The organism is Streptomyces sp. NPDC039480, assembly GCF_055597165.1.
In genome coordinates this window covers 164,622-181,590 of sequence record NZ_JBVITX010000011.1, presented here as the reverse complement: position 1 = coordinate 181,590, position 16,969 = coordinate 164,622, and the positions used below count along the sequence as shown (strand labels likewise).

Genomic DNA, 16,969 nt, shown 5'->3' with positions numbered 1-16,969 from the left:
GAGGGGCCGTAAGCGGCACAAAGGCCCGTACCCCGCAGTAGGGGTACGGGCCACCGGGACCTTGGTCCCGATTACGCACTGTCAGCTGCGCAGATGTGCCAGGGAGGCGCCCATAAGAGCGGCCCTCTCGGCACTTCCGGGCACATGCTCGAACCCGAAACCGAGCAGCACGCTGTCACGCGCTGTGACCGCCGCGAAGGATCGGTAGAGCTCCCCGGTCCGCGTCCAGTCACCTGTGATATTGGGGCTGCCGGCCGGGGGCGGCGCGGCGCTCCAGGAGCCGAGCGACGTCTCGAATCCCTCGGTCTGTGTGGCGGTGCCGCCGACGACCAGTTGCGCGTTGTCCGCGAAGAGGCCGCGGCCGCCGCTGGAGGGGTCGGTGACGGCGCTGAGCGACACCTCGACCTTCTTGCCCGCGTAGGCGCCGAGGTCGAAGGCGACGGGCTGCCAGCCGCCGAAGGAGCCGGTGAAGCTGTGCCAGGCGCCGCTGGTGCCGGATGCCGTGCACGCGTCGGCGCCCACCGTCAGGTAGTGGCGCAGGAACGGGTGGCCGTTGACGAAGAAGCCGGCCGCGCACTCGGCGGGCACGGTGGCGGACGTCCTGCCGTTCTTGTCGGGCAGCGTGGTCCAGTCGTCGGCGCCCGCGGTGCGGGCTTCGAGCAGCCCGTGGTCGTAGCCGGGCTCCAGGTTCCAGTTGAGCGCGAACCGCAGCTCGGGCCGGTCCGCGGCCGTGACGCCGGTCAGGTCGATGGTGCGGGTCAGCCGCTTCCAGTCCTGGTCGGCGTGGGTGGCCGAGGCCATGCCCTGGCCCGCGAAGGGCGCGTACGGGTTGCTGAGGCCGGGGTAGGAGCCCGCTGCCGCGCTCTTGAACTGCGGGAACTTCTCGGGCGGCAGGCTGTCGGAGGTGACGGTGAAGCGGCCCGCCTTGTCGAGCGGGTTGGCGTCGGCGGCGGCGAGCGGGGTGCTCACGCCGTCGAGGGCGCCGCTGCCCTTGAAGCTGGTGGCCCCGGGTGCGGAGAGGCGTTCGTAGGCGCCGAGGTAGTACTGCGCGAAGTCGTCGGTGAGGGCCTCGCCGAGGTCGACGTCGCCGCCGGCGCGCTCGCCGGACTCGATGAGCTTGCCGCCCTCGTTGAGGTAGTCGCGCAGGGCGAGTTGGGTGGGTGCGCCGGGCACGGGGTCGCCGGTGTAGTGGACGACGGCGGAGAAGTGCGACAGGACGCCGAGGGGGTGCGGGACGCCTTGTTTCGCGACGTCCCAGACGGCGGCCGAGCGGCCGTTGGCCTTCACCGCGTCGACGTACTTCTGGGTCTGGGTGGCCGTCGCGCCCTCTTCGGCGACGACGAGCGTGCTCGCCCTGGGGCGTTCGGCGACGGTGTAGGTGAAGTGCTCGCTCTCGGTGCGGCCCTTCTTGGTACGGCCGGTGAACCACACCTCGACCTTGTCGCCCACGCGCGCGTCCTCGACCTCGGCGCGGTATTCGTCGAAGTGGAGGTTGTCCTCGCCGCCGTAGGTCTCGCCGCCCTTCCAGGCCCGCAGGTCCTCCTCGTGCGTACGGCCGCCGTTGACGCGGTACTTGAGCTCCTTGTCGCGGACGGACTTGCGGGCGGTGACGGCGACTTCCTGGTCCCCGCCCCGCGCGTACGACGTGGTGAAGGTGTCGGGGGTGAAGTCAGGGGCCTCGATGCCGGTGACGGAGACCGGCCGGTCCGGGTGGAGCGCCGTCTCGGCGACGGCGAGCGCGAAGGGGACGTTCTTGGCGAACTCCTGCTGGATCAGCTTCTCGTCGTCGGGGAAGGTGAAGATGGACGCGCAGTCCTGCGGCCGCCAGGCGTCGTTCGGGTCGACGTTCGACGCGGTCTGGCAGGTGGACATCTCCGGGGTGAACATCGGGATGCCGTTGATGTTGCCCGCGTGCCCGTCGGCCTCGCCGTTGGTGGTGTAGAGCTCGGAGGCGACCTGCGGGTGGTACCCGGCGATCGCGGGCTTCTCGGGCGTGCCGGCCAGCGATCGGTAGAGCACGTCGTCCGGGGTCGGCGTGGCGACCTGCCAGCCCACTCCGTAGAGGATCAGTTCGGCCGCGGAGTGGTAGTTGATGCCGTAGGTGAAGCCGATGCGCTTCTGGAAGCGGTCGAGCGCCTTCGTCTCCGGCTCGGACATGGGGCCCGTGCCGCGGTAGGTCTCGGAGGACGGGTTCGGGGACGAGCCCTCGTTGTCGTAGCCCCACTTGTAGGCGAAGTTGCGGTTGAGGTCGACGCCGTCGCCCGGGGCGATCTTCCCGTCGCCGTCGATGTCGCGGAGGTTCTTGCGCCACAGGCGGTTGCCGTCGGCGGCGTGCGTGTAGTCGTAGCCGTCGGGGTTGGCGGAGAGCACGAACCACAGCTCGGTGGAGTTCACGAGCTTGGTGATGCGCTTGTCCTTGCCGTAGTTGTCCAGGTAGTGGTGCATCAGGCGGCGGGTCATCTCGGGGGTGATCCACTCGCGCGCGTGCTGGTTGGACATGTAGAGCGTGGACGGCTTGGCGCCGTCCTTGGACTTCTTGGCGTTCTTGGAGAGCTTCAGGGCGAGGATGTCCTTGCCCTGGAGGCTCTTGCCGATGGAGACGACCTTGGTGAGGCCGGGGTGGGCCTGCCCGGTCCTGACGATCTCCTCCTTGAGGCCGCCCTTTCCGCTGTACGGCCGGTAGACGCCGTCCCCCGCGGCCTTGAGCCGCTTCTGCGTCGCCGCCGACACCTTGTGCTCGCTGAGTTCGATGCCCTTGCGCTCGACGGCCTTGGCCTGGCGTTCGGTGAGATACAGCTCGACGCGGCCGGTGCCGCGCTCGGGCGCCTGTCCGGCGAGTTCGTGGGCGTCCTGGCCCGCCGCGACGAGGATCGGGATCTGCTTCTTGGTGACCTCGGCCTGGTAGACGTTGACGGCTGCCGGGTCGTCGGCGGCCGGGGCCTTCGCGGGTCCTTCGGCCTGGGCGTGCGGGGCGGTGACAAGTCCGCCGACGAGCAGTGCGCTCGCGACGAGAACCGATCTCGCGCTCGCTCTTCGTCTCATGAGCCCCCCTTGCGGTTGTCCGGCACACATGTGCGGGATGCCAGGCTCGTGACAGTGCATGATCATGTCAATACGGTGGGTGAAGGCGTGCGGGGCGGGCACGAGAAAGCCGCCGGCGCCCGGTGGGGCGCCGGCGGCTCAGGAGACGTACGGCCGAGACGTGCGGCGGGAGGCGTGCGGGACGGGCGTCAGACCGCCATGTTCTCCGCGAGCATGTTGTCCGCGATCTCCTCGGTGAGGCTGGACTCCGTGCCCGGGATGCCGAGGTCCTGGGCCCGCTTGTCCGCCATGGCGAGCAGCCGCCGGATGCGGCCCGCGACGGCGTCCTTGGTCAGCGGCGGGTCGGCGAGCGCGCCCAGCTCCTCCAGCGACGCCTGCTTGTGCTCCATGCGCAGGCGTCCGGCGGCCGCGAGGTGCTCGGGGACCTCGTCGGCGAGGATCTCCAGGGCGCGTTGCACCCGGGCTCCGGCGGCGACGGCCGCGCGGGCCGAGCGGCGCAGGTTCGCGTCGTCGAAGTTGGCCAGGCGGTTGGCGGTGGCGCGCACCTCGCGCCGCATCCGCCGCTCCTCCCAGGCGAGGACCGACTCGTGCGCCCCGAGGCGGGTGAGCAGCGCGCCGATCGCGTCGCCGTCGCGGACGACCACGCGGTCCACGCCCCGCACCTCGCGGGCCTTGCTGGCGATCTGGAGTCTGCGGGCGGCGCCGACCAGGGCGAGCGCGGCCTCCGGGCCCGGGCACGTCACCTCCAGGGAGGAGGAGCGGCCGGGCTCGGTGAGCGAGCCGTGCGCGAGGAACGCCCCGCGCCAGGCCGCCTCGGCGTCGCAGGTGGCCCCCGAGACCACCTGCGGCGGCAGGCCCCGGATGGGGCGGCCGCGGCCGTCCACGAGACCCGTCTGGCGGGCCAGCTGATCGCCGCCCGCAACCACCCGGACGACGTAACGCGAGCCGCGCCGCAGGCCGCCCGGGGCCATCACGATCAGCTCCGAGCTGTGCCCGAAGATCTCCAGGATGTCCCGCTTCAGGCGGCGTGCCGCCATCGCGGTGTCCAGCTCCGCCTCGATCACGATGCGGCCGCTCACCAGGTGAAGGCCTCCCGCGAACCGCAGGATCGCCGAGACCTCTGCCTTCCTGCAACAGGTCCGGGTGACGGGGAGCCGGGAGATCTCGTCCTTCACCGCTGGCGTCATCGCCATGGGCCGATCCTTCCATGCATCCGAAAAATACGGTCGTACGCGGCTGCCAGGAGCTCCGGATCGTGCCTCGGAGTCCCGTCGGGCCGGGCCACCGGCGCCAGCTCGACCGTGGCACCCAGCCGCTTCGCGGCGTCGGTCAGTGACTCACGGTCGGGCACGGCTGCCTCGTCGGCCAGCACCACGTCCAGGGCGAGTTTAGGGGCGTGTCGGGCCAAAACCTCCAAATGACGCTGCGGAGAGAAGCCATCGGTTTCTCCCGGTTGCGGCGCCAGGTTGAGGGAGAGGACCTTGCGGGCCTTCGTCGCGGTGAGCGCGTCGAGCAGTTCGGGCACGAGGAGATGCGGGATCACCGAGGAGAACCAGGAGCCCGGACCGAGCACCACCCAGTCCGCGTCGAGGACGGCGGCGACCGCCTCGGGGACGGCCGGCGGGTCGTGCGGGACGACGTGCACGGACTGGACCTCGCCGGGCGTGAGCGCGACCGTGGCCTGCCCCCGCACGGTGTCCACGTCGTCGGGCCGGTCCGGGTCGTGGCCCTTGACGAGGGCCTGGAGCTCCAGCGGCACGGCCGACATGGGCAGGACGCGGCCCTGCGCGCCGAGCAGCCTGCCGACCAGGTCCAGGGCCTGCACATGGTCGCCGAGCTGCTCCCACAGGGCGACGATCAGCAGATTGCCGACCGCGTGCTCGTGCAGGTCGCCCTTGGACTGGAAGCGGTGCTGGATGACGCGGGACCACGTCTGGCCCCAGTCGTCGTCGCCGCAGAGCGCGGCGAGGGCCTTGCGCAGATCGCCGGGCGGCAGCACGCCCAGCTCGTCGCGCAGCCGACCGCTGGAGCCGCCGTCGTCGGCGACCGTGACGACGGCGGTGAGGTCTCCGGCTCCGGTGATGCGGCGCAGCGCGGCGAGCGAGGCGGACAGGCCCATGCCCCCGCCGAGCGCGACCACCTTCGGCTGGGTACCCCGCTTGCGGCCCAGTCGGCTCAGGCGGACGGTCCGGCGGGTCGGTTTCACTCGCGCCCCATGTCCCTGTGGACGAGGACGGTCTCCACGCCCTCGGACGCCAGGCGCGCCGCGAGCTTCTCCGACATGGCGACGGAGCGGTGCTTGCCGCCCGTGCAGCCGACGGCGATCGTCACGTACCGCTTGCCCTCGCGGCGGTAACCCGCGGCGATGAGCTGGAGCAGTTCGGCGTACCGGTCGAGGAACTCCTTGGCGCCGGGCTGGTTGAAGACGTACGCGGCGACCTCCTCGTGCTGGCCGGTGTACTGGCGCAGCTCGGGGACCCAGTGCGGGTTGGGCAGGAAGCGCATGTCCACGACGAGGTCGGCGTCGACCGGCAGGCCGTACTTGAAGCCGAAGGACATGACGGTGGCCCGCAGCTCGGGCTCCTCCTCGCCGGCGAACGAGGCGTCCATCTTGGCGCGCAGCTCGTGCACGTTCAGGCTGGAGGTGTCGATGACCAGGTCGGCGTCGCCACGCAGCTCGCGCAGGAGGTCGCGCTCGGCCGCGATGCCGTCGACGATGCGGCCGTCGCCCTGCAGCGGGTGCGGGCGGCGGACCGACTCGAAGCGGCGGACCAGGGCCTCGTCCGAGGACTCCAGGAAGACGATGCGCCGCGTGACGTTCTTCGCCTCCAGCTCGGCGAGGGACTCGCGGAGATTGTCGAAGAAGCGCCTGCCGCGCACGTCGACGACGACCGCGATGCGGGCGACGTTCCCCTGGGAGCGGGCGCCGAGCTCCACCATGGTGGGGATCAGCGCGGGCGGCAGGTTGTCGACCACGAACCAGCCGAGGTCCTCCAGACACTTGGCCGCCGTGCTGCGTCCGGCGCCGGACATCCCGGAGATGATCACCAGCTCGGGGATGGCGGCGTCGGGGACTCCCGGCGTTTCGATGGGCGTGCCCGCACTCACTTGCTCTTCACCTTCGTCGTGCTCGCTCATGTCTCCTGCCCCCGTCGTTCTTCCGAGGCGCCCGCGGTCACGGGCTCCTCCTCTTCCATGATCTCTCCGGTCGCCGTGTTCACGGCGGGGCCGGCGGGAACCGCCCCGGCGAGGGCCGCGAGGACGGCCTCGGCCGTCTTGCGGCCCACTCCGGGGACCTCGCAGATCTGGTCGATTGTCGCGGATCGGAGCTTCTTCACCGAACCGAAGTGCTTGATCAGCGTCTGCTTTCGGGCGTCGCCGAGGCCCGGCACGGCGTCCAGCGGCCCGGCGCGGAAGCGCTTGGACCGCTTGTTCCGCTGGTAGGTGATGGCGAAGCGGTGGGCTTCGTCACGTACCCGCTGGAGGAGGTAAAGACCCTCGCTGGTGCGCGGCAGGATCACCGGGTCGTCCTCGTCGGGGACCCAGACCTCCTCCAGGCGCTTGGCGAGGCCGCAGACCGCGATGTCGTCGATGCCGAGCTCGTCCAGGGCCCGCTTGGCGGCCGCGACCTGCGGCTGGCCGCCGTCCACGACGACGAGCTGCGGCGGATACGCGAAACGCTTGGGGCGGCCGTCCTCCTCGGTGGGGCCGAGGTCGGCGATCTCGCCGGTCTCCTCGTCGACCCACTCCCCCGTCCGCTCCTTCTCGGCGAGATACCGCTTGAAGCGGCGGGTGATCACCTCGTGCATGGAGCGGACGTCGTCCTGGCCCTCGAAGCTCTTGATCTGGAAGCGGCGGTACTCGCTCTTCCTGGCGAGGCCGTCCTCGAAGACGACCATGGACGCCACGACGTCGTCGCCCTGGAGGTGCGAGATGTCGTAGCACTCGACGCGCAGGGGGACGCTGTCCAGCTCCAGGGCGGCGGCGATCTCCTCCAGGGCGCGCGAGCGCGTGGTGAGGTCGGAGGCGCGCTTGGTCTTGTGCAGGACCAGGGACTGCTGCGCGTTGCGCGCGACGGTCTCCATGAGGGCCTTCTTGTCGCCGCGCTGCGGGATGCGCAGGGAGACACCCGCGCCGCGGCGCTCGGTCAGCCACTCCTGGACCGGCTCTATGGGGTCGGGCAGCGCGGGGACGAGCACCTCCTTGGGCACGGCGTCGCCGCTCTCCTCGCCGTACAGCTGCTGGAGGGCGTGCTCGACGAGGTCGCCGCTGGTGACCGCCTCGACCTTGTCGGTGACCCAGCCGCGCTGTCCGCGGACGCGGCCGCCGCGGACGTGGAAGATCTGCACGGCGGCTTCGAGCTCGTCCTCGGCGAGGGCGATGAGGTCGGCGTCCGTGGCGTCCGCGAGGACGACGGCGCTCTTCTCCATCGCCTTCTTGAGGGCTTCGATGTCGTCGCGCAGGCGGGCCGCCCGCTCGTACTCCATCTCCTCGGCGGCGTCCGCCATCTGGCGCTCGAGGCGGCGGATGTACGTGCCCGTGCGGCCCGCCATGAAGTCGCAGAAGTCCTCGGCGAGTTCACGGTGGGCGTCCGGTGTGACGCGCTCCACACAGGGTGCCGAGCACTTGCCGATGTAGCCGAGGAGGCAGGGGCGGCCGGTGCGGGTGGCGTTCTTGAACACGCCCGCGGAGCACGTCCGGACGGGGAAGGCGCGCAGGAGGAGGTCGACGGTGTCGCGGATCGCCCACGCGTGGCCGTAGGGACCGAAGTAGCGCACGCCCTTCTTCTTGGCGCCGCGCATCACCTGCACGCGCGGGAACTGTTCGTTCATCGTCACGGCGAGGTACGGATAGCTTTTGTCGTCGCGGTACTTGACGTTGAACCGGGGGTCGAACTCCTTGATCCAGGTGTACTCCAGCTGGAGCGCCTCGACCTCGTTGGTCACCACGGTCCACTCGACGGAGGCGGCCGTCGTCACCATGGAGCGGGTGCGCGGGTGGAGCCCGGCCAGGTCCTGGAAGTAGTTGGCCAGGCGCTGGCGCAGGCTCTTGGCCTTCCCGACGTAGATCACCCGGCGGTGCTCGTCGCGGAATTTGTAGACCCCCGGGGCGTCGGGGATCTGTCCCGGCTTGGGGCGGTAGCTGGAAGGGTCGGCCATGTCGGACAGCCTACTGGCGGGCACCGACAGTCCGGGGCGGCCTACGGCTCCGCCGGTGCGAGCGGCGGCCGGTGGCCCGGCCGCCGCTCGCGGGGGTCAGCTCTCCTGCCGGGCGGCGCGGCGCCGGACGAGCGCCGCTCCGGAGAGGCCGAGGGCGAGCAGGGCGCCCGCGCCGGCTATCGAGGAGGCCACCGTGACAGGGCCGTCGTCCTGGGCGGAGGCCTGCGCCGGTGCGTCGGCGGCGGTCCGCGCGGGCTTCCCGGCGTCGTAGCCGCCCGCCTTGCCGGACTTCTCGTACGCGGAGCCGGGCAGCTTGTCGGCGTACGCCTTCCGGACGCGCTCGCGGTAGGCGGCGACCGTGGTCCCGTCGGCGCCGACGGCGCGTACCGCGTCCTTGTCGAGGGGCAGCACGCGCGCGTGGTCACCGTCCCGGTCGTCCCGGACGTACCAGGCGTTGATCTGCGGCTCGTGGAAGACGGTGCCTCCGGGGGACTTCTTCGCGCCCACGCGCGCGTAGTGGGTCTCGTCGTCCCCGGTGGCGATGTTCACGACCTGCCACGAGCCGCCTCGCTTCACGGTCCAGAGGGAGGCTTCCTGGCCGTCGGAGGAGACCGCCTTGCTGGCGAGGAACTCCAAGCGGGCGATCGGCGCGCCCTTCTTGCCCGCGACGAAGTCCGCGGAGAGGTAGTACACGGGGACGGTCCTGCCCTCGACCCGCGGGTCGGCGGCGGACCTGGTGACCGCTCCCTCGCGCGAGAAGAAGCGGGAGAGCGTGTCGAGGGTCTTCGGCGCCTCGGCCGCGCGGTGTGCCGCGTCGCGGGAGGCGGCGGAGGGCGCGGGCGGGCCGGAGTCGGCGGAGGCGGCGGGGGCCGCGAGGCCGAGGAGCAGGGTGGTGGCGGCCGTGCCCGCGAGCGCGGTCCCTGCCAGACGGCGGGGAAGGGGACGGGTCAGGCGGCGGGAAAGGTGACGGGTCATCGCTCTCACGCCCCTATCCGGTACAGCGAGTGGGTCCAGGAGAAGGTGTTGTTGTCGACGTACCAGGCGTGCGAGGCCCAGTTGTAGCGGTCGCTGGACGGCCACGGGTCGCCCCAGTAGACCCAGCTGCTGGCGTCGTCGTAGCCGTAGATGACATGCATGTGGCCGCCGCCGTTGGACCACTGGATGCGGGTCTCGACCGGGCGGTTCGCGTTGATCTCGGCCTGCACGGTCGAGTAGCGCAGCCAGCCGGTGACGTACGAGCCGGGGTTGACGCCCGCCCAGCGCAGGCCGTTCTGCACATTGCCGAGCGTGGCCTGGTTGTTGGGGCACTCGGTGTTCTGGCTGCGCCCGAAGGCGGCGTTGCAGAACTGGTTCTGGCTGTAGTTGCGGCCCATGAAGGCCGCGATGGTGTTGCCGCCCGCGGCCCAGCACCAGTTGGTCTTCTGCTGCGCCTGCATGGTGATGTTCAGCCGCTTGGCGGCGAGTACGGAGGGGTCGGCTGCGGAGGTGGCCGACGTGGTCGACGCGGCGGGGGCCGGGGCCGCCGTGGCCGCGGCCGTGGGTGCGGTCAGGAGCGCCGCGGCGACGGCGGCGAGCACGCAGAGACGTCTGCGTCTGCCTGTGCTTCTGCTCCTGCTGATCGGTGGGCGCATCGCGTTCCTCCCGAGCGGGGTGTGGGGTGTGGAGGAGCGCGTCCGGACGCTGCGATTGAGCATCGAGTGTTGTCGGGTGCAGGTCAACACGCTTCAATGCGGAATCAACCGGGCCGTGAACGGCGGCGTACGGATGTGAACGCATGCCGTACGCCGACCTGCTGGCCCGCTCCGACCGGCGCGAACGCCCGGCGGCTGGAGTGAACGTTCACAGATAGGGGCCCCCATGCGGCACGGCACCCGGCTCGCGCAAGGCGCGCCCGCGGACGCGGCAGGGACGGCGGACGCGGCACGGACGGCGGACGACGAGTTCGCGGAGCTGGCGGCCGCCCTGCGCACCGGCCCGTTCCACCTCGCGCTGCGCACCGCCATCGCCACCCGGCGGCTGCCCCTTCAGCGCATACGCCACCACCTGATCCGGCACGGCGTCAACGTCGGCGTGACGAGCCTGAGTTACTGGCAGCAGGGCGCCCGGCGCCCCCAGCGCGCCGAGTCCCTGCGCGCCGTACGGGCCCTGGAGGAGATCCTCCAGCTCCCTGAGGAGTCACTGATCCGGCTGCTCGTCCGGCCGGCCGAGCGCGCCGACCGGAACCGGCCCGCCGCCCGCTCGTACCGCTCCCTGGTGGAGGCCTCCGACGTGCTGCGCTCGCTCCTGGCCGAGCTCGGCTCCCCGGTCGACGGCGGGCTGCACACCATCGGCCACCACGAGCGGGTGCGGATCGGCGCGGGCCGTGAGCTGGTCGGCCGCGAGTCGCAGCACATCGTGCGCGCCCACCGGGACGGCGTGGACCGCTATGTGGCCATCCACCACGGCGATCCCGGGTGCGCCCCCGACCGCGTCCGGGTGCGTGCCTTGGAGAACTGCCGCACGGGACGCGTGCGATGGCACCAGGGGACGGGGGTGCTGGTCGCCGAGCTGCTCTTCGACGCGCGGCTGCGCGCGGGCGACACCCATCTGTTCGGTTACGGCTTCGAGGACGGCACGGCCGGGGAGGCCACCGAGTACATGCGCGGCTTCACCTACGCGGGCGGCCAGTACGCGCTGCAGATCCGCTACGACGACGCCGCTCTGCCCGTACGCTGCCACCGCTTCACCCAGCACTCCGCCGCCGCCCCGCGCGGCGGCCGCCAGGAGCTGACGCTGAGCGGCAGCCACCGCTCGGTGCACGTGGTCGAACCGCAGGTGCGGGCGGGCATCCTGGGGATCGCATGGGACTGGGAGTGAGAGCCTGCATGCCCTCCGGAGAGGGCTGGGGCGTGTCCTAGGCCTTCTTCGCCGGGCCCGCGACGATCTTGCCGTTCGCCACCTTCACCGGCAGCTCGACGAGCGGCTCGACGGCCGGCTCCTTCAGCACCTTGCCGTTCGTGGCGTCGAACTGGCTGCCGTGGCACTGGCAGATCAGCTTGTGCCCCTCCAGGTTCTGGATGGGGCACCGCGCGTGGGTGCAGATCGTGCTGTACGCCTTGTACTCGTCGTCGGAGATCCGGCTGACCACGACCTTCTGGTCCGTGTACAGCTTCGACGCGCCCACCTTCACGTCGTCGGCCTTCCCGAGATCCACCGGCGCGGTCGGGGCCGACCGGTTCGACCCGTCGCCGGACGAGCAGGCGGTGAGCCCGAGTCCGACGGCCGGGGCGAGAGCGGCGGCCCGCAGCACGGTGCGGCGGGCGGGGGGCGTGCCGGACATGGTGTCTCCACAGGTCAGGGGCGTGATCAGTGACGGATCAGACCATACCGGTGCACAGCGCTCCGACCGTGTCGGGCACGGGCGTGCCCGAGTGCCGCCCGCTTCCGTCCGCGGGCCCGCGCACGGCCTAGCCTGAGCGGGCGAGACGGCCGAGACAGCGCCCGAGAGGAACCACCCGTGATTGTCGTCGCAGGAGAGGCCCTGATCGACCTCGTGCCGCAAGGCGCGGGCGGCGACGCGGGGCTGCCCGTGCTCGCGCCGCGGCTCGGCGGCGGCCCGTACAACACCGCCGTGGCGCTCGGCCGGCTCGGCTCCCCCGTCGCCTTCTGCTCGCGCGTCTCGCGGGACGCGTTCGGCGAGGCGCTGCTCGGCGGGTTGCGGGCGGCCGGTGTGGAGGTCGCCGCCGACGGGCTGCCCGTGCAGCGCGGCCCGGAACCGACGACGCTCGCCGTCGCCTCGATCGGCGCGGACGGCTCGGCCGGGTACTCCTTCTACGTCGAGGGCACGGCCGACCGGCTCTTCGAGGTCCCCGACCGGCTGCCCGACGGCGTACGGGCGATGTCGTTCGGCACCTGCTCGCTCGTCCTGGAGCCGGGCGCGAGCGCGTACGAGAAGCTGATGCGCCGGGCGGCGGCGCGCGGTGTCTTCACCGCCCTCGACCCGAACGTACGGGCCGGTCTGATCCCGGACGCGGACGCCTACCGGGCGCGGTTCAAGAGCTGGCTGCCGTCGGTCTCGCTCCTCAAGCTGTCGCAGGAGGACGCCGACTGGCTCGGCGGCACCCCTCGCGAGTGGCTGGCCTCGGGGCCCGCCGCCGTGGTCGTCACCCGCGGCGGGGACGGCCTGTCGCTGTACACGCGGGACGGCACGGAGCTGCACGTGCCCGGCGAGCCGGTCGACGTGGTCGACACGATCGGCGCGGGCGACACCGTCAACGCCGCGCTGCTGCACGGCCTTTCGACCCGGGACGCGCTGTCGGCACAGGCGCTGGACAGTCTCGGCGCCGAGGGCTGGACCGACGTCCTGCGGTTCGCGGCCCGCGCGGCGGCCCTGACCTGCTCACGAGCGGGGGCGGAGCCGCCGTACGCGGCGGAACTGACCTGACTTCCGAGTCGTGCAGTCGTGCAGTCGTGCAGTCGTGCGGGGAGCCCTCAGCCGTCTGTGTCCGCGTGGTCCGTGAACGCCCCGTGTCGGCCCGCTCCCGCGGCGAAGCGTGCCGCTCCCTCGGCCGCCTCGGCCAGGGAGTGCAGGCCGTGGCGCAGCTCGCCGGCCATCGCCTCCCGTTCGGGCAGGCCGCCCTGTTCGAGCAGGGAGAGCCGGTCGTGCCGCAGGCAGGTCTGCGGGAACGCGGCGATCTCGGCGGCGAGGCGCTCGGCCGCGGCGCGCGAGGTGCCGACGGGGACGGTCCGGTTCACCAGCCCCATGCCGAGCGCCTCCTCGGCGCCGACGGGGCGGCCGGTCAGGACGAGGTCCAGGGCGCGGCCCTCCCCGATGAGGCGGGGCAGCCGTACCGTCCCGCCGTCGATGAGCGGGACGCCCCAGCGGCGGCAGAACACCCCGAGGACGGCGTCCTCCTCGGCGACGCGCAGGTCGCACCAGAGGGCGAGTTCGAGGCCTCCCGCGACGGCGTGACCGGAGATCGCCGCGATCACAGGCTTCGACAGGCGCATCCGGGTGGGCCCCATGGGTCCGTCACCGTCCTCGGACACCTCGTTGCCGTCGGGGGTTCCGATGGCCTTGAGATCCGCGCCGGCGCAGAAGGTGCCGCCCTCGCCCCACAACACTGCGACGGAGGCGTCCGGGTCGGCTTCGAAGGCACGGAAGGCGTCGGCGAGAGCACGGGCGGTGGGCCCGTCGACGGCGTTCCGCGCGGCGGGCCGTGACAGCACGATGGTGGTGACGGGACCTGCGCGTTCACTGCGTACGGCCATGGACCAAGCGACCACGGAAACGCACCGCCCGACAAGACGCACCCGGGCCGCCACCCGCCCCCCGCACCGGGCAACGCGAAGCCCCCCGCCCCTGCGGGGCACGGGACGCTTCACCCAGACCCGGTGGCCCGGGCCAACCCTGACGGGCACGGCCACGCCTTGCGGGGCCGCCCCCGCACAGGGCAGCACGAAGCGCCCCGCCCCTGGTGGGGACGAGGCGCTTCAGCCAGAACTTGCGGCCGGGCCGACCCTCGCGGGCCCAACCCGCGGAGGCAGCCCGAGCCTGCGGGAGCCGGTCAGGCCTTGCGGGCCCGCGTCGTCTTCTTCGCCGCAGCCGTCTTCTTGGTGGCGGCCGCCTTCTTCGGAGCGGCCGTCTTCTTCGCGGCGGCCGCCTTCCGGGTGGTGGCGGCCTTCTTGGCCGGGGTGTCCGTCCTGGCCGTGGCCGTCTTCTTCGTGGCCGTGGCGCTCGCGGCCACCGTCTTGGTCGCGGTCTTCTTGACGGCCTTCTTCGCGGGGGACTTCTTCGCGGCGGCCTTGCCCGCCCCGCGCCCCTGCGAGGGCATCGCGTCGCTGATCCGGTCGGCCGAGATGATGTCCCGCAGGAACTTGCCGGTGTGGCTGGCCGGCACTCCCGCGACCTCCTCGGGGGTGCCCTCGGCGACGACAAGACCGCCGCCGTTGCCCCCCTCGGGGCCCATGTCGACGACCCAGTCCGCGGTCTTGATCACGTCGAGGTTGTGCTCGATGACGATGACCGTGTTGCCCTTGTCGACCAGCCCGGAGAGGACCGTGATCAGCTTGCTGATGTCCTCGAAGTGCAGACCGGTGGTCGGCTCGTCCAACACGTACACGGTCCGGCCCGTGGACCGCTTCTGGAGCTCGGAGGCCAGCTTCACGCGCTGGGCCTCGCCTCCGGAGAGCGTGGGCGCCGACTGGCCGAGGCGTACGTAACCGAGGCCGACGTCGTTGAGCGTCCGCAGGTGACGGGCGATGGCGGGCACGGCCTCGAAGAAGTCGAGCGCCTCCTCGATCGGCATGTCGAGGACCTCGGCGATGGACTTGCCCTTGTAGTGCACGTCCAGCGTCTCGCGGTTGTACCGCGCGCCGTGGCAGACCTCGCACGGGACGTACACGTCCGGGAGGAAGTTCATCTCGATCTTGATGGTGCCGTCACCGGAGCAGTTCTCGCAGCGGCCGCCCTTGACGTTGAAGGAGAAACGCCCGGGGAGGTAACCCCGCACCTTCGCCTCCATGGTCTCCGCGAAGAGCTTGCGGACGTGGTCGAAGACTCCGGTGTACGTCGCCGGATTCGACCGCGGGGTGCGGCCGATGGGCGACTGGTCGACGTGGACGACCTTGTCGACGAGGTCGTCGCCCTCCACGCGCGTGTGGCGGCCGGGGACGGTCCGCGCGCCGTTCAGCTCGCGGGCCAGGTGGGTGTAGAGGATGTCGTTGACCAGCGTCGACTTGCCGGAGCCGGAGACGCCGGTGACCGCCGTGAGGACGCCGAGCGGGAAGGAGACGTCGATGTCCTGGAGGTTGTTCTCCCGGGCGCCGTGCACCGTCAGCTGCCGGGACGGGTCGGCCGGGCGGCGCATGTCCGGCACCGGGATGGCCCTCTTGCCCGACAGGTACTGACCGGTGATCGACTTGTCGTTGGCCAGGAGCTCCTTCATGGAACCGCTGTGCACGACCTTGCCGCCGTGCTCGCCCGCGCCGGGGCCGATGTCGACGACCCAGTCGGCGACCTTGATCGTGTCCTCGTCGTGCTCGACGACGATGAGGGTGTTGCCCATGTCGCGCAGGCGGACGAGGGTCTCGATCAGGCGGTGGTTGTCGCGCTGGTGGAGACCGATGGAGGGCTCGTCCAGGACGTAGAGCACACCGACCAGGCCGGAGCCGATCTGGGTGGCCAGGCGGATGCGCTGGGCCTCGCCTCCGGAGAGGGTGCCCGCGGCGCGGTTCAGCGAGAGGTAGTCCAGGCCGACGTCGACGAGGAAGCGCAGCCGCTCGTTGACCTCCTTGAGGACCCGCTCGGCGATCTTCTTGTCCCGGGCGCCCAGGCGCAGCTCGGCGAGGAAGTCCGCGCAGTCGCTGATGGACATCGCGGAGACCTCGGCGATGGACTTCCCCATGACCGTGACTGCGAGGACGATCGGCTTGAGGCGGGTGCCCTCACAGGTGGGGCAGGGCACCTCGCGCATGTAGCCCTCGAAGCGCTCGCGGCTGGCGTCGCTCTCGGCCTCGCTGTGGCGGCGCTTGACGAAGGGGACGGCGCCTTCGAAGGCGGTGGTGTAGACCCGCTCGCGGCCGTACCGGTTGCGGTAGCGGACCTCGATCTGGGTCTTGTGGCCGTTGAGGAGGGCCTTCTTGGCGCGCTGCGGGAGTCCGGCCCACGGCATGTCGGTGGAGAAGCCGAGGGCGTCGGCGAGGGCTCCGACGAGCCGGCCGAAGTACTCCTTGGTGTGGCCGTGCGACCAGGGGTGGATGGCGCCCTCGTCGAGCGACTTGTCCTCGTCCGGGACGATCAGCTCGGGGTCGACCTCCATGCGCGTGCCGATGCCGGTGCAGTCGGGGCAGGCGCCGAAGGGCGAGTTGAAGGAGAAGGAGCGGGGCTCGAGCTCTTCGAAGGACAGGTCGTCGTACGGACAGTAGAGGTGCTCCGAGTACATGCGCTCGCGCTCGGGGTCGTCCTCGGGGAGGTCGACGAAGTCGAGCACGACCATGCCTCCGGAGAGGCCGAGGGCGGTCTCCACGGAGTCGGTCAGGCGGCGCTTGGCGGAGTCCTTCACCGTGAGGCGGTCGACGACCACCTCGATGGTGTGCTTCTCCTGCTTCTTGAGCGTGGGCGGCTCGGAGAGCTGGATGGTCTGCCCGTCGACCCGCGCGCGGGAGTACCCCTTCGTCTGGAGGTCGGCGAAGAGGTCGACGAACTCGCCCTTGCGCTCGCGGACCAGCGGCGAAAGGACCTGGAAACGGCTGCCCTCGGGCAGCTCCAGGACCTTGTCGACGATGGCCTGCGGCGACTGGCGGGAGATGGGGCGGCCGCACTCGGGACAGTGCGGCTTGCCGATGCGCGCGAAGAGCAGGCGCAGATAGTCATAGACCTCGGTGATCGTGCCGACCGTCGAGCGCGGGTTGCGCGAGGTCGACTTCTGGTCGATGGAGACCGCCGGGGAGAGACCCTCGATGAAGTCGACGTCTGGCTTGTCCATCTGACCGAGGAACTGCCGGGCGTACGAGGAGAGGGACTCCACGTACCGCCGCTGGCCCTCGGCGAAGATCGTGTCGAACGCGAGCGAGGACTTGCCCGACCCGGAGAGTCCGGTGAAGACGATGAGGGAGTCACGCGGGAGGTCGAGCGAGACGTTCTTGAGATTGTGCTCGCGCGCGCCACGGACGATGAGACGGTCGGCCACGCCGGTCCGCACCTTTCTTGAGAGTGGTGACAGGGGCAGAACCCCGGTCGTTCACAGACTAGGGCGAGCCACTGACAACGCCGGGCTGCTTCCCTGGTT

Annotated in this window: 12 protein-coding genes; 2 read left to right on the top strand and 10 right to left on the bottom strand. The window is 71.5% G+C overall.

What is annotated here, in order from left to right:
• Positions 1-81 precede the first annotated feature (81 nt).
• The 7 genes from ACZ56E_RS30650 to ACZ56E_RS30620 all read right to left on the bottom strand — a co-directional run bounded on the left by ACZ56E_RS30650 (position 82) and on the right by ACZ56E_RS30620 (position 9,832).
• Positions 82-3,042: a M14 family metallopeptidase gene (locus ACZ56E_RS30650; protein WP_471219086.1), complete on the bottom strand. Its 2,961-nt coding sequence runs from the start codon at positions 3,040-3,042 to the stop codon at positions 82-84.
• Between the two features lie 188 nt (positions 3,043-3,230).
• Positions 3,231-4,235: a DNA-binding protein WhiA gene (gene whiA, locus ACZ56E_RS30645; protein ID WP_471219084.1), complete on the bottom strand. Its 1,005-nt coding sequence runs from the start codon at positions 4,233-4,235 to the stop codon at positions 3,231-3,233.
• Entirely contained in the window at positions 4,226-5,248 is a 1,023-nt protein-coding gene (locus tag ACZ56E_RS30640; protein ID WP_398307510.1) for a uridine diphosphate-N-acetylglucosamine-binding protein YvcK, read from the bottom strand. The genes whiA and ACZ56E_RS30640 overlap by 10 nt, the downstream gene beginning before the upstream one ends.
• Complete coding sequence (gene rapZ, locus ACZ56E_RS30635) at positions 5,245-6,180, bottom strand: RNase adapter RapZ (RefSeq protein WP_468609614.1); 936 nt, start codon at positions 6,178-6,180, stop codon at positions 5,245-5,247. The genes ACZ56E_RS30640 and rapZ overlap by 4 nt, the downstream gene beginning before the upstream one ends.
• Complete coding sequence (gene uvrC / locus ACZ56E_RS30630) at positions 6,177-8,201, bottom strand: excinuclease ABC subunit UvrC (RefSeq protein WP_471219082.1); 2,025 nt, start codon at positions 8,199-8,201, stop codon at positions 6,177-6,179. The genes rapZ and uvrC overlap by 4 nt, the downstream gene beginning before the upstream one ends.
• A 96-nt stretch (positions 8,202-8,297) precedes the next feature.
• The gene (locus tag ACZ56E_RS30625; RefSeq protein ID WP_471219080.1) at positions 8,298-9,176 is read right to left on the bottom strand and encodes a hypothetical protein; all 879 of its coding nucleotides are present in this window, start codon (positions 9,174-9,176) and stop codon (positions 8,298-8,300) included.
• Between the two features lie 5 nt (positions 9,177-9,181).
• Entirely contained in the window at positions 9,182-9,832 is a 651-nt protein-coding gene (locus ACZ56E_RS30620) for a papain-like cysteine protease family protein (RefSeq protein WP_471219078.1), read from the bottom strand.
• Positions 9,833-10,058: 226 nt separating this feature from the next.
• Here ACZ56E_RS30620 and ACZ56E_RS30615 point away from each other — a divergent pair, with 226 nt between their 5' ends.
• A complete protein-coding gene (locus ACZ56E_RS30615) occupies positions 10,059-11,057 on the top strand; it encodes a hypothetical protein (RefSeq protein ID WP_471219076.1) in 999 nt (332 codons plus the stop codon).
• Positions 11,058-11,094: 37 nt separating this feature from the next.
• On the opposite strand, the gene ACZ56E_RS30610 is transcribed toward ACZ56E_RS30615, so the two are convergent.
• Positions 11,095-11,520 carry a QcrA and Rieske domain-containing protein gene (locus tag ACZ56E_RS30610; RefSeq protein ID WP_471219074.1) on the bottom strand — a complete coding sequence of 142 codons (426 nt, stop codon included), beginning with the start codon at positions 11,518-11,520 and terminating at the stop codon, positions 11,095-11,097.
• A gap of 177 nt (positions 11,521-11,697) precedes the next feature.
• On the opposite strand from ACZ56E_RS30610, the gene ACZ56E_RS30605 reads away from it, so the two are divergent.
• On the top strand, positions 11,698-12,624 hold the full coding sequence (locus ACZ56E_RS30605; RefSeq protein ID WP_471219072.1) for a carbohydrate kinase family protein: 927 nt from the start codon (positions 11,698-11,700) through the stop codon (positions 12,622-12,624).
• Between the two features lie 47 nt (positions 12,625-12,671).
• Here the strand turns inward: ACZ56E_RS30605 and ACZ56E_RS30600 are convergent, their stop codons facing one another.
• Together ACZ56E_RS30600 and uvrA are read right to left on the bottom strand one after the other, a co-directional pair.
• Complete coding sequence (locus ACZ56E_RS30600; protein ID WP_471219070.1) at positions 12,672-13,451, bottom strand: crotonase/enoyl-CoA hydratase family protein; 780 nt, start codon at positions 13,449-13,451, stop codon at positions 12,672-12,674.
• Positions 13,452-13,747: 296 nt separating this feature from the next.
• Positions 13,748-16,870 (bottom strand): excinuclease ABC subunit UvrA, encoded by a 3,123-nt coding sequence (gene uvrA, locus ACZ56E_RS30595; RefSeq protein WP_471219068.1) that lies wholly within the window; start codon positions 16,868-16,870, stop codon positions 13,748-13,750.
• Positions 16,871-16,969 lie beyond the last annotated feature (99 nt).